Here is a 12,259-nt window from a genome sequence, read left to right as displayed (position 1 = left end):
TCGGCTTAATGCGGGCTGCTCAACTGCTACGGTATATCCCAACCTCACCACTCGATTTCTGATGTCTGCCTCAGTCACCTTTTGCGGGTTGTAGGAGACTGTCAAACGTTCAGTTGCAGCGCTCACAGATACTTCAACTACACCTGCTAAGCGTTCCAAGGCTATTTCAATTTTTACCGCACAGCTTGCACAGTCCATGCCGCCGATCTGCATCTGCTGAGTTTTAAGCGACGGAATTTGATTCATAGGGATTTCATTACGCAGTTACAGAGGAACTTTTCTGAACTTTAACACGAATTCTGAAATATCTGAATATATCTTCATATATTTCAGGTGTTAGAATGAGAATCATTTACCTACACTGAGCCTGCACCCTGCTTTTAGCTGCTAAGTTTAACCCCTATGAGCAAATTGTCACCAAAATCGGAGTCTTCTCAGAATAATGAAGATATGCCCAGTTGCGACGCTCATCTCGTTCATCTTGAGCAAGTGCGTCAGGTTCAACCAGAAATTATGCCTGTTGACAAGGCGCAACAGATGGCAGAGTTTTTTAATGCATTGGCCGATCCAAATCGTTTGCGGTTGATGTCTGCGTTAGCGAATCGAGAACTATGTGTCTGTGATTTAGCGGCTGCTGTGAAGGTAAGTGAGTCTGCGGTATCACACCAATTACGAATTTTGCGATCACAACACCTGGTGAAATATCGCAGGGAAGGACGTAATGTCTATTACAGTCTGGCCGACCAGCATATCATCAGCCTTTATCAGGAGGTTTCAGAGCATCTACAAGAGCAAAATTCTTGACAAACAAGAGAATTCTTCAAATCTTGCTTCAATCGTGCCTAAATGTTCTATGGTTTGTAATTACCATTTCTAAAGTAAAAATGCTCCCTTGTCCTACTAGACTTTCAACACTGAGATGGGCTTGATGTTTTTGGGCAATTGCCAGTGCAATCGCCAACCCCAATCCTGTTCCTCCAGTTTTGCGAGAGCGGTCTCCATCAACACGATAAAAGCGATCAAAAATTTGCGTTTGTTCAGCTAGCGGAATCCCAATCCCTGTGTCTTTTACCGCAATTATGGCAGTGCGATCGCGCACTGTGAGACTCGCGCTCACCTGTCCTCCACTAGGTGTGTACTGAATGGCATTGGCAATTAAATTTGATACTAAGCGGTAAAGTTGCGATTCGTTACCCAGGATGTATACCTCAAAATCAGGAATTCGGCTGGTTAGGTGAATATCTGATGCCGTTGCAAGCTCTAAAAACTCTTCAGTCAAATCATTGATGAGGTCATTCAAACAACAGGGTTGAAAGGGCTTTAATGACGAATCTTGTTCAAGACTAGTCAAAAAGAGTAAATCTGCGATCAAATGACTCAAGCGTCGTCCTTGCCGTTCAACAGTATGCAGCATAATTTGGATATTTTGTTGATTTGATTGGGGAACTCGCAAAATGGCTTCTATAGTTGCCAGTAAGCTAGCAAGAGGCGATCGCAACTCATGGGCAGCATTGGCGGTAAACTGTTGTTGTTGCTGATAGGACTGGTAAATAGGCTGCATTGCCAAGCCTGAGAGCCGCCAACTTGAAATAACCACCAAACCCAGCGCAATAGGGAATCCAATAATAAATGTCCATTGCATTCGCCTGGTTTCAGCATCAAAGGGTGCTAAAGTACGTCCGATTTGCAGATAGCCCCAGGATGGATAATTAGTTGTTTGAGCCGCCTGATGTTTCGCATTAGCACTGTGCAAAATTGTCGTGAATTGGAGATAGCGAGTCCTATCAGTAGTGCGAAATGTTTGCCACGGAGCAGGGTTGAAAGTCTGAGGAAGCGGCGGCGGTTGATTAGGTGAAAAAGCAAGTAGTTTGCCGTGGTGATCGAACAAGCGAATGTAGTAGGTACTCCGATCGCTAATGCCGATTGTATGGCGCTGAATTAAGGTGGAACTGATATTACAAAATTGACCTACTAAACATAGTTCAGGAAAAATTCGCTGTAAAACAACTGCCGGATCTTCTGAAGCAGATAGCCTAGGTTCCAGACTGTCATGCAGCGTTCCAGCGATCGACTCAATTTCTCGTTCTAGCGCTGCCCAGTTTGCTTGAACGAGCGCTCGGTACATCCCGAACCAAGACAGGCTTAAAATTATCCCCATGACGAGCGCATACCAGAGTGCTAGACGGGTACGACTGCGACGAAAAAGCTGGTGGCTGTTCACAAGGCTGTGTTGAATCGATAGCCCTGACCTGGAATAGTTTCGATCGGGCAGTTGCAACCATAGCTGGCTAACTTGCGTCGCAATAACCGCATTTGTGCTGCAACCACATTGCTGATCGGTTCCTCTTCTAGATCCCAGAGTTGATGCCGAATTTTGCTACCTGAAATGATGCGATTAGAATTTTGCATCAGATAGGCGAGGATTTGAAATTCCTTGACGGTTAAAGGAATCGCTTGAGGAGGCTGAGCTAGTTCGCTGCACAGGGCATTATTAGCATAATCTAGCGTGAATGCACCGATACTGAGGTTTTGAGGTTGAAGTTGAGGTGATCGCCGCTGAAGTGCCCGTAACCGTGCCAGCAGTTCTTCCATCACAAATGGCTTGACCAAGTAATCATCGGCTCCAGCATCGAGTCCGGCAATCCGGTTTTCAGGTTGTCCCAGGGCGGTGAGCATCAGCACTGGTAAGGGGTTTTGGTGCATTCTGAGCCGCTGGCATAACTCTAGCCCTGATAGCTCTGGTAGTAGCCAATCGACGATCGCCACCGTGTAATCTGTCCACTGGCTTTCAAGACAATGCCATGCCTGAGAGCCGTCTGGCACCCAATCTACTACGTATTTTTCGCTCACTAAGACTTGCTTAATGGCTATTCCCAAATCCGCTTCGTCTTCTACTAGCAAAACTCGCATAGCCCCAATGAAATTAACCACAAACTTGATTTTACAGAAACCGCTGCCATTTCACCTGATTTTCATCTGCTCTTTGGCAGACTATGGAAGATTTTGGTTTAGCCCCGCGTCTTTGTGAGGAAGTATTATGAAATCCGCTCTATTTATTAGTTCCATTATTGCTGTTGGTTTGGCTATCAGCGTACCCAGCGCTGGGTTTGCTCACGTTGGGCATGGCGATGAATTTCAGGCAGAGGGCGGTGTTCAGCGCGTACAAGTCAATGCTGAAACCGATCAGATGTCGGGTATTATGGTTACGCCAATTGAGCCAGCCGCAGATGGTAGCGCCGCTGTTATGGTGCCTATCACAGCATTGGTCGATGCTAACGGTAAGCAACTCGTCTTCGTGCAGTATGAGAATTTTTATGAGCCTGTTCCCATCACAACTGGCGCAACTCAGGGCGACCTGATCGAGGTAACTCAAGGATTGTCAGTTGGGGAAAAACTTGTCACGCAAGGAAGTTTGTCGCTCTATGCAGAATCGCGCAAAACTCAAACTGCCAATGCAGCCGCTAGTCCAACCGCAATCGCCTCTCCCCAAACTAGTACAGCCCATGCTCAGGCAGATGCTCAAGGAATCCCTCATAGCCACGATGATGCTGGTAATCTCGTCTCACAGTCTAGTGAAACGACTCCGCAACCGAGCGGATTCCCTATAGGGATTGTAGCCGCAGCCGGTGGAGGAGCAGCGCTGTTGGTAGGGGCGATCGCCGTTATGAGTGGCAGTCGCAAAAAGAAGAACATCTTTTCTAACAAGAAAGGGGGCTTCTAATTTAAGATGTTTAACTCGATTCTAAATCAGACGCTCAAAAACTCGATAGCTCAGCGGTGGTTCATCGTCGTCTGTGCCATTTTAGTGACGGTCTGGGGAGTCTTCAGTGCCACCCAAATGCCGCTAGATGTGTTTCCCGAATTCGCCCCACCCCAAGTCGATATTCACACCGAAGCGACTGGACTCGCTCCCGAGGAAGTAGAGTCGCAAATTACTGTACCGATTGAAAGTGCGGTGAATGGCTTGCCAGGTGTGACAACTGTGCGGTCATCCTCCAAGGTGGGGCTGTCGATGGTGCAGGTGGTGTTTGACCAGGATGCCGATATTTACCAAGCGCGGCAAGCCGTGACAGAACGGCTGCAACAGGTGACAAATCAGCTTCCTGAAGGTGTGCATTCGCCAGAGATTTCACCCCTAGCATCGCCATTGGGTACGATTTTGCAATATGCCTTCACTGTCAATGGACAGGGAAAAACGTCGCTGATGGATCTGCGTCGTTTAGTTGATAGTACGCTCAGCAATCAAATTTTGTCCGTGCCAGGAGTCACCGATGTCACAATCTACGGTGGAGATGAGCGTCAAGAACAGGTACTAGTTGATCCAGAAAAGCTGCGATCACGCAATGTTTCCCTCACCGAAGTCACCAATGCAGCTAGAGGTGCAAATTCTAATGCCCCAGGCGGTTTTCTAATTGGCGGTGGTCAAGAACTATTGGTGCGCGGCATTGGGCAGGTGAAATCGAGCGCCGATCTGCAAGAATCTGTCGTGAAAGTTCAGGATAGCAAGCCAGTTTTTCTTAAAGATGTGGCGGTAGTCAAAACCGGAGCAGCCCTGAAGCGAGGAGATGCCAGCTTTAATGGGCAGCCTGCGGTGGTACTGATGATTAATAAACAGCCCGATGTCGATACACCTACTGTCACCAAAGCCGTGGAAGCAGTGATGCAATCGTTGCAGCCGAATTTTCCCCCTGATGTGCAAATAGCGCAAACGTTTCGCCAATCTAATTTTATTGATTCTGCTATTGGCAATGTCAGTGGTTCTCTGATTGAAGGCATCATTATCGTTTCGGTGATTATGTTGCTATTTTTGATGAATTGGCGCACAGCGGTAATTACCCTGAGCGCAATTCCGCTGTCCTTGTTAATCGGGTTGATGCTTATGAAAGCCTTTGGTTTAGGCATCAATACCATGACGCTGGGTGGGTTAGTGGTTGCTATTGGATCGGTAGTAGATGATTCAATCGTCGATATGGAAAACTGCTATCGCGGACTCCGAACCAATCAGGCACAGGGCAACCCTAAGCACCCGTTCCAGGTTGTGTATGATACGTCTGTGGAAGTGCGGCTGGCGGTGATTTTTTCTACAGTGATTATCGTTGTCGTGTTTGCGCCAATCTTCAGTTTGACTGGCGTAGAAGGACGGATTTTTGCGCCGATGGGATTAGCTTATTTGCTCTCGATTGCGGCTTCTACACTGGTCGCCATGACCCTCTCTCCTGCCCTTTGTGCCATTCTGCTGGCGAATCAAACCCTGCCTCAGCAAGGCACATTCATTTCACGATGGGCAGAACGGCTGTATCGTCCCCTGCTGAACCTATCGCTGCGATCGCCCCAAATCATTCTAGGTTTGGCGCTGGCTGCCTTAGTTGCTGCTTTTGCGATCGTTCCCTCTTTGGGACGGGTGTTTCTGCCAGAATTCCAAGAAAAATCGATGGTCAACTCGATGGTGTTGTTCCCCGGCGTTTCGCTGGATATGACTAATCGGGCAGGCATCGCGCTTTCCAATTCACTTAAGGATAATCCCCTGTATGAGTGGGTGCAGGTGCGAGCAGGACGCACTCCTGGTGACGCAGATGGTGCGGGTGTCAATATGGCACACGTCGATGTGGAACTCAGCGACCTGGCGATGCAAGACCGAGAAGCCAGCGTGAAACAACTGCGTGAAGCGTTCCTCAAATTGCCTGGTGTTGCACCTAACATTGGCGGGTTTATTTCCCACCGCATGGATGAAGTGCTGTCTGGGGTAAGAAGCGCGATCGCCGTGAAAATCTTTGGTCCAGACTTGACCGAACTGCGACGGATCGGCGAACAGGTACGGGATATCATCCAGCCCATTGGTGGAGTTGTAGACTTACAGCTTGAACCCCAACTGCCAATCCGTCAGGTGCAAATCCAATACAATCGCGCAGCAGCGGCTACTTATGGCTTGAGTATGGAGCAATTATCAGGCGTGGTGGAAACTGCTCTCAACGGACGCGTGGTGTCACAAGTGGCAGAGAACCAGCAACTGATCGATATTTCTGTTGCACTGGCAGAGAGTGCTCGCAACAATTTAGATGCCATTCGCGCCATTCCCCTCTTCACTCCCACTGGGCAAACCATTTCGTTGAGTACCGTCGCCACTGTAGATTACGGTATGGGAGCCAATGTGGTGAATCGGGAAAATGTGTCGCGGTTGATTGTTGTTTCAGCAAACGTGGCGGAACGCGATCTGGGCAGCGTGGTGAGCGATATTCAAGCTCAAATTCGGCAAAAAGTGCAGTTGCCCAATGGCTATTTTATCCAGTACGGCGGACAGTTTAAATCGGAACAACGTGCCAGCAATAACTTGCTAGTATTTAGTATCCTAGCTACGATCGCCATTGCGGTGCTGATGTTCTTTTCGGTGAAGTCACTCCCTGCCACGATCGCCATTATGATCAATCTACCGTTGGCGCTAGTGGGTGGCATTGTTTCCATCGCCTTGACTGGCGGTGTAATTTCAATCGCGTCTTTGATCGGATTCATCACCTTATTCGGCGTTGCCGTCCGCAACGGTTTGTTGTTAGTAGACAACTATAACAACAAGTTTGCTCAAGGGATGCACATCCAAGATGTCATTGTCAACGGCTCTCTGGAGCGAGTAAACGCTATTCTAATGACGGCGCTCACTTCCGCACTGGGGATGCTGCCGTTAGCGATCGCCAGTGGAGCCGGAAACGAAATTCTGCAACCCTTAGCAATTGTGGTGCTAGGCGGTTTGTTTACCTCTACAGCGCTGACTTTGTTGGTTATTCCTGCTGTCTACGTGAAGTTTGGCAAACGCTTGATGCCCAAACAAAAATCAGTCGCAGTTGAAACAAGTTTTCCGGTGAATGCGGAGCCACAACCATCTACCAGTTCGGTGTTATAAAGTTTCTAAAAGCTGATTAGGGGCGCGATTCGTTTACCAATATGAGATGCGATCGCACCCCTGCTTAATACCTTTTAGCTTTTCTGGGTTGACCACTGCAAAAATTGACTGGATCTGCTCATTTGTAATATCAAAGCTAAAAACGCTATGGAGCTTTTCATTGACGAGATTGATGATTCCAGGCTGTCCATTAATTGTGACAATTTGAGGAACCATTGTAGGGGTCAATTGGCTGCGTCGAATTGCTAATAAAAATCGAGCTACCTTTATACAACCATGTAGCGGTTTCTGGGCTGCAATTGTCTTGCCCCCTCCATCTGACCAGAAAGTTATGTCTTCTGCCATCAACGCAATGAGCGACTGCAAATCCCCTTGATTCCAATAGTCAAGAAACCGTTTTAACAGGATATTATTCGCATGAGAATCTAGACTGATCGCTGGTCTGCGTAGCACAAGGTGGTGATTAGCGCGATGTACAATTTGACGGCAATTTGAAACACTTCTACCAACAGTTTTGGCAATATCATCGTAACTGTAATCGAACACTTCGCGTAAGAGAAATACTGCTCTTTCCGTAGGAGATAAACATTCAAGCAGCATTAAAAACGCAAAGGAAAGAGATTCTGCTAATTCCGCACTATCCTTTGTACACAACTCCGTTACTAAAGGTTCAGGTAGCCAAGCTCCTACATACTGTTCTCGCTTCACACGGGCAGAACGATGGTGATCAATACACAATCGAGTCACAATTTTTGATAGAAATGCCTTGGGGGATTTCACTATGGTTTCGGTATTCTGCCAGCGTATCCAAGCTTCTTGCACAATGTCTTCAGCATCACTGACGCTGCCTAATATCCTATAGGCGATTGCAAACAGAAGCGACCTGTATTGATTGAAAATCTTTAATTGACTCATAAGGCGCTACCAGTTTGCTGCTAAATTCATCAGTTGTGTATGTGCGTTTTCGATGTGTTGCTGTCGCTCGTTAGGCATAAACTGATGAGGTACAGCGACAACTGTAGTATCCTCAATACCGATAAACCTTAGAATAGAGCACACATAGGTTTCACAAAAATTCAGATGTCCCAATGGCGTACCAGGCGAAAAATTGCCTGCACTTGGCGTAATTATCAAGGCTTTCTTGCCTGTCGCTAAGCCTGCAAAGGTATGATTGATGGGATTGAAAGTAAAGGTGCGATTGACTCGCACAATATTATCTAAATATGTCTTGAAAGTAGAAGGTATGCTGAAGTTATACATCGGCACACCTAGCAGCAACCGATCTGCCCACAGCAATTCCTCAATCAGTTGCTCAGACTCTTTCAGCGATTCAGTCATGGCAGGCGAGCGATCTTCTGGTTGAGTGTAATTTGCCGTTGTCCATAGTTCTATAGGGTGAGCAGGAGGATGGCTACCAATATCCCGCCGTTGATGAGGTGCTTGCAGATGCGTTACTTGCCATGCATGAATAAAGTTATCACTGAGGGTACGAGAAACAGATTTTTCTAGCCGAGCGCTGGATTGAACTTCGAGTAGGTTCATCAGAGGGTTTCATTTTAGATATCTACTTTTAAAGGACGAAACACTACCTTGTGTTGTGACATCATCCTCTAATGCTATTGCGTGATGTTCTTGCTTCTAAATTGTTGAAGAAGTTGGGCAAACAGTACCGAATCAATTTCACAGTCGACTGCCCTTATCCCCTGACCTTTCTGGCTAATTGAGGGAGGTTGAACACCCTGTTCAAAACAGTCGGTTAACAAAGCAACTAAGTGACTTAATCCAGTAAATTGAAGTTGAGTAGACAAAAAAGCTTCCGTTACTCTTATCGGAGGCAAGTTCGTTCCATTCGCACAGTACAGGGTCGGCGACTCTGTATCTAATCGAATCATGCAATAGATAGTAGTGCTGCTGTCATTTAGAATGGCGATCGGCAGTAAATTAATCAAACACCTACCAAGCTTGAGATGACGATGCCCCGCCAGGGCATATTCCAAGGGCAAAAACTTTGCGACGATGAGCCGCCCTTCAAATAGCAGATGGACTTCGTTCTCTCGCCCTGCTAATTCACCGTGCCATTTCCCTTTGAGTCGCAGAAATTTTTCAGCTAAATTCAATTTTTCTGAAGTGCCAGAAAGCCCATTGTGCCATTGATATAAATCGTGAATATCTTGGGGCAGTACCCATGAGAATGCAGCGATTTGCTTCTCAATTTCAACGGCTGTTAATCCAGGCTGTAAACGACTGGCAATTTTAGGAGCTGTTTGACTTAACACTGTGTCAAAGCGGACGAATGTGTCAATCATTTCAATCATGGCGATCGCTCATAGCTAGAAACAGGCTTACATAATCAAGACGAGAGAGACGCTTGCTTTGTGACAGGACTTGGTTTGTCAGATTAAGCAATCCTAAATATTCCTTTCGCTAGCTAGAGATGATTTCTGTGTGTAGCTTAAGACTAATCATTTACTTTTACTCTCAAAAACCGTAAAGTCATCGTTAGGACTTCACGGAGCTAGTCCGTTCCACAACACCGCGATCGCATCAGAAATAGCACGATCGGTATCAATGGGTTGATGAGCACCAATGGTTTCAGACAAAACTAAATTGTGTAAGTGCGAAAGTAAAACTGTTGCTGTTACCGCAGCATTATCTGTATATATTCGCCCTAAATTTAACTCAGCAGTCAAATATGCTGTTAACTCATTTCCGATTTGCATCGCAGGCATCGTATGATGTTGCAAAAAAGTTTGCATATTAAAGGATGGATGACTGATGAGAGATAAAAAGACTGGCATCACCTCACGGAAATAGGAAACAATCTGCAAGCTAATTAATTTGAGGTTTGTCGTTACTTGTTTCTTACCAGGTTGAACGTTGAACATTACCTCAAGTTGCGCTTCTGGCAGCACCATCGCGGCAAAGAACAGCTCCTCTTTCGTACCAAATCGCTGGAAAATAACAGCTTCAGAGATCCCTACCACTTTAGCAAGCGTCCGTGTCGAAGCTTTCGCTCCTTCTTTGATGAAGAGCGATCGCGCCACAGCAAGAATTTCTTCATCTGTGATGGTTTTAGTGCGGGGCATTGAGTTTACAGCGAGTTTTAGATTGTTCAAGTAAGTTTTTGCACAATGTTTGCATTCTCCTTTTCACAAAAGGATGCCGTGTTCTCGGCGAATTTCAAGAATGGATTGTTCCTTAAGTTTGGAGAGATTCTCAACAGCTAGCTTCTTTTTCATACGTAAGCTCTTGAAGATGATACCAATGACACGTGGAAGGCAGAAAAACCATGTGCTTAGCAATTTGAGGTGCCCAATGCTAGACAAGACACTGCGGTGCTGTTGGGTAGCGACTGTGCGATGCATCTCGCCAATGTCCGCTGTTGTGGCAAAGAGCATCCAGACATGTGCAGCAATTTCATCTTCCAGAGAAGTACCGCAATTAAACAAGATATGTACAGCATCATGCTGGTCAAATATGTGTAGGACTTCTGCTGGCAATTTGTCTGCCATGTTGCCCTCTTGCTCTAATGCACGCAATTCCTGAATTGCTCTGCTTAGAGTTATTGAATCATCAAAACATTTATTCATTTTGTACTTCTATACAGAATGACATTTTAAAGATAAACAAGACGATCCTACAATAGCTTGCTTATGTAAGCAAGTGCTTACTCATTTATAAGCTACATCTAAATCGCTGTCTTTGCCAAAACCCCAATCTGCTAAACAGCCAAATGAAACTTCTCTAAGGAATTTTCATTATTGAGAGTTACTCTTGGAGCCAGCCCTCAAATCCCTGTCTCTATAAACAAGATTTTTTGCTAATCATGTTCACAATCATAATGATGGTGTAATCCAGAGTAGGCATGGGCATGACGAAGTGAGCCGTGTTGATGGGGATGCCTATGAGGTTCTGTTACTAAAATGCTGGGATGATGCTCATGTCGGTGATGTTCATCGTGAGTATGTTCGTGCTCATGCCAATAGCTTTTATGGACATACTTCTGTTCTTTCGGCGAAAGAATCAGTTGAATCATCACGAGAAGAACTAAACCAAACAAACTACCGTAGAGAAAAGACGTATCTTCTCGATAACTACCCAACCAGCCTGCTAGAGGATAGGAAAATAACCACCATAAATGGCTCCAGGCAAACTGGGCACCATAGACTCGCCCTTGAAATTCGGTTGGGGTGCGGTCAGCAATCAATGTCTGAGCAGACACATTCACTAACGTTTGTCCTGCCCCTGCTACTAACCACAGCACTAAAAGAAATGGGAGTTTAACGTAACTGGCAGGGAGGAGCGCGGTCGTAATTAAGCTGGCTCCTAGCAAAATAATGGTTGTGCGCGTCCAATGCTGTCCTAACGATCCAACAGTAGCAGCAGCAAGAGTTGCTCCAATACCAAATGCACCCATTACCCAACCGTACTGTACACTACCTAGCTTGAGCACACCCTGTACATAGCCCACAGTATTGACTAGAATCATGGCTCCTGTCACAGAAGTCACTAGTTGCATTGCTAACGCATATCGCAAATATCGATCGGCAAATAGGCGAGTTGTTCCTGCCTGAATGTCTTGCCATGTTCGACCTGATGAGCGGTTTTGAGCGGCTGCTTGTTCAACTCGCAGTTGACCAGGCAATGTGATAATTAAAATCGCAGCGATTAGAAATGTGAAGGCATCTAGAAAAAAGACTTGCCTTGCTCCAACAAAGGCTGCGATCGCGCCTGCAATCCCTGGACCCAGAACGCCCAGGAGTTGAAAGGTAGCACTAGAAAGGGCGATCGCCTGGGGGTAGTCCTCTTGCCCTGTCACTAGCGGAATCGTCGCTTGATAGGTTGGCGTGAAGAATGCGTAAAAGACATTTAAAGCAAAGACGATTGCATAAATCTGCCAAACTGCATTCACAAATGGCAGTAAGCTGACGATTCCCATCCGTGCTAAGTGAGTTGTCACAAGGATAGTTTTGCGATCAAGGCGATCGGCAAGCACCCCAGCAAATGGCGACAACAGAACAAAGGCAGTAACTCGTAAAGTCAAGGCTCCTGACAGCACAACGGCTGAATTATTGCCAGCCTCCTCAAATGCCAGCAATGCTAACCCTAACCAGGTGAGCGCATCCCCTAGTAAATTGGTCACTTGTGCTGTATATAGACGAGCAAAAATTGGGTTTCGGAGACTCCGGAGCAGTTGGAAGGTCTGCATAATTCTGGTTTGTAAAATTTTAGAAGTATGCCCCCAGGGGGGATATGCTGTATTTACTAAACTAGCAAAAATTTTAGTAAGACTTTATGAAGCATTATGGTTCTTAATGGTTTTCGTTTGGCAAATCCAACATTGCTCAATTACAATGCAAATCAGAG

General features: G+C 46.2%; 11 protein-coding genes and 1 pseudogene. 3 read left to right on the top strand and 9 right to left on the bottom strand.

Features of this window, described 5'->3' with window-relative positions; genetic code table 11:
- Positions 1–39: 39 nt before the first annotated feature.
- A pseudogene (locus tag CSQ79_RS29015) lies at positions 40–213 on the bottom strand (cation transporter); the annotation flags it as partial.
- A gap of 189 nt (positions 214–402) precedes the next feature.
- Here CSQ79_RS29015 and CSQ79_RS20630 point away from each other — a divergent pair.
- A complete protein-coding gene (locus CSQ79_RS20630; protein WP_099703016.1) occupies positions 403–804 on the top strand; it encodes an ArsR/SmtB family transcription factor in 402 nt (133 codons plus the stop codon).
- Positions 805–832: 28 nt separating this feature from the next.
- Here CSQ79_RS20630 and rppB read toward each other — a convergent pair whose 3' ends face one another.
- Both rppB and rppA read right to left on the bottom strand, forming a co-directional pair.
- On the bottom strand, positions 833–2,221 hold the full coding sequence (gene rppB / locus CSQ79_RS20625; protein WP_099703015.1) for a two-component system sensor histidine kinase RppB: 1,389 nt from the start codon (positions 2,219–2,221) through the stop codon (positions 833–835).
- On the bottom strand, positions 2,218–2,910 hold the full coding sequence (gene rppA, locus CSQ79_RS20620; protein WP_099703014.1) for a two-component system response regulator RppA: 693 nt from the start codon (positions 2,908–2,910) through the stop codon (positions 2,218–2,220). The genes rppB and rppA overlap by 4 nt, the downstream gene beginning before the upstream one ends.
- Before the next feature lie 127 nt (positions 2,911–3,037).
- On the opposite strand from rppA, the gene CSQ79_RS20615 reads away from it, so the two are divergent.
- Positions 3,038–3,721: a permuted SH3 domain-containing protein gene (locus CSQ79_RS20615; protein WP_099703013.1), complete on the top strand. Its 684-nt coding sequence runs from the start codon at positions 3,038–3,040 to the stop codon at positions 3,719–3,721.
- Positions 3,722–3,727: 6 nt separating this feature from the next.
- Positions 3,728–6,892 (top strand): efflux RND transporter permease subunit, encoded by a 3,165-nt coding sequence (locus CSQ79_RS20610; RefSeq protein WP_099703012.1) that lies wholly within the window; start codon positions 3,728–3,730, stop codon positions 6,890–6,892.
- Between the two features lie 33 nt (positions 6,893–6,925).
- On the opposite strand, the gene CSQ79_RS20605 is transcribed toward CSQ79_RS20610, so the two are convergent.
- From CSQ79_RS20605 to CSQ79_RS20580, 6 genes are all read right to left on the bottom strand, one after another.
- Entirely contained in the window at positions 6,926–7,807 is an 882-nt protein-coding gene (locus CSQ79_RS20605; protein ID WP_099703011.1) for an RNA polymerase sigma-70 factor, read from the bottom strand.
- Positions 7,808–7,813: 6 nt separating this feature from the next.
- Positions 7,814–8,434, bottom strand: a complete 621-nt coding sequence (locus CSQ79_RS20600; protein WP_099703010.1) for an FMN-dependent NADH-azoreductase — start codon at positions 8,432–8,434, stop codon at positions 7,814–7,816.
- Positions 8,435–8,508: 74 nt separating this feature from the next.
- Positions 8,509–9,207 carry an SMI1/KNR4 family protein gene (locus CSQ79_RS20595; protein WP_099703009.1) on the bottom strand — a complete coding sequence of 233 codons (699 nt, stop codon included), beginning with the start codon at positions 9,205–9,207 and terminating at the stop codon, positions 8,509–8,511.
- Positions 9,208–9,399: 192 nt separating this feature from the next.
- Complete coding sequence (locus CSQ79_RS20590) at positions 9,400–9,978, bottom strand: TetR/AcrR family transcriptional regulator (protein ID WP_099703008.1); 579 nt, start codon at positions 9,976–9,978, stop codon at positions 9,400–9,402.
- A 63-nt stretch (positions 9,979–10,041) separates the two neighbouring features.
- The gene (locus CSQ79_RS20585) at positions 10,042–10,482 is read right to left on the bottom strand and encodes a hypothetical protein (RefSeq protein ID WP_099703007.1); all 441 of its coding nucleotides are present in this window, start codon (positions 10,480–10,482) and stop codon (positions 10,042–10,044) included.
- A 230-nt stretch (positions 10,483–10,712) separates the two neighbouring features.
- Positions 10,713–12,101, bottom strand: a complete 1,389-nt coding sequence (locus tag CSQ79_RS20580; RefSeq protein WP_099703006.1) for an MFS transporter — start codon at positions 12,099–12,101, stop codon at positions 10,713–10,715.
- Positions 12,102–12,259 lie beyond the last annotated feature (158 nt).

This window comes from Gloeocapsopsis sp. IPPAS B-1203 (assembly GCF_002749975.1).
Taxonomy (GTDB): domain Bacteria; phylum Cyanobacteriota; class Cyanobacteriia; order Cyanobacteriales; family Chroococcidiopsidaceae; genus Gloeocapsopsis.
This window is presented reverse-complemented; position numbering and strand designations above follow the sequence as displayed.

Coding starts and splice junctions, on each gene's coding strand:
- CSQ79_RS20630 (WP_099703016.1), top strand. CDS start 403: ATGAGCAAATTGTCACCAAAATCGGAGTCTTCTCAGAATAATGAAGAT.
- CSQ79_RS20595 (WP_099703009.1), bottom strand. CDS start 9,207: ATGATTGAAATGATTGACACATTCGTCCGCTTTGACACAGTGTTAAGT.
- CSQ79_RS20615 (WP_099703013.1), top strand. CDS start 3,038: ATGAAATCCGCTCTATTTATTAGTTCCATTATTGCTGTTGGTTTGGCT.
- CSQ79_RS20580 (WP_099703006.1), bottom strand. CDS start 12,101: ATGCAGACCTTCCAACTGCTCCGGAGTCTCCGAAACCCAATTTTTGCT.
- CSQ79_RS20590 (WP_099703008.1), bottom strand. CDS start 9,978: ATGCCCCGCACTAAAACCATCACAGATGAAGAAATTCTTGCTGTGGCG.
- CSQ79_RS20585 (WP_099703007.1), bottom strand. CDS start 10,482: ATGAATAAATGTTTTGATGATTCAATAACTCTAAGCAGAGCAATTCAG.
- CSQ79_RS20610 (WP_099703012.1), top strand. CDS start 3,728: ATGTTTAACTCGATTCTAAATCAGACGCTCAAAAACTCGATAGCTCAG.
- CSQ79_RS20600 (WP_099703010.1), bottom strand. CDS start 8,434: ATGAACCTACTCGAAGTTCAATCCAGCGCTCGGCTAGAAAAATCTGTT.
- CSQ79_RS20605 (WP_099703011.1), bottom strand. CDS start 7,807: ATGAGTCAATTAAAGATTTTCAATCAATACAGGTCGCTTCTGTTTGCA.
- rppA (WP_099703014.1), bottom strand. CDS start 2,910: ATGCGAGTTTTGCTAGTAGAAGACGAAGCGGATTTGGGAATAGCCATT.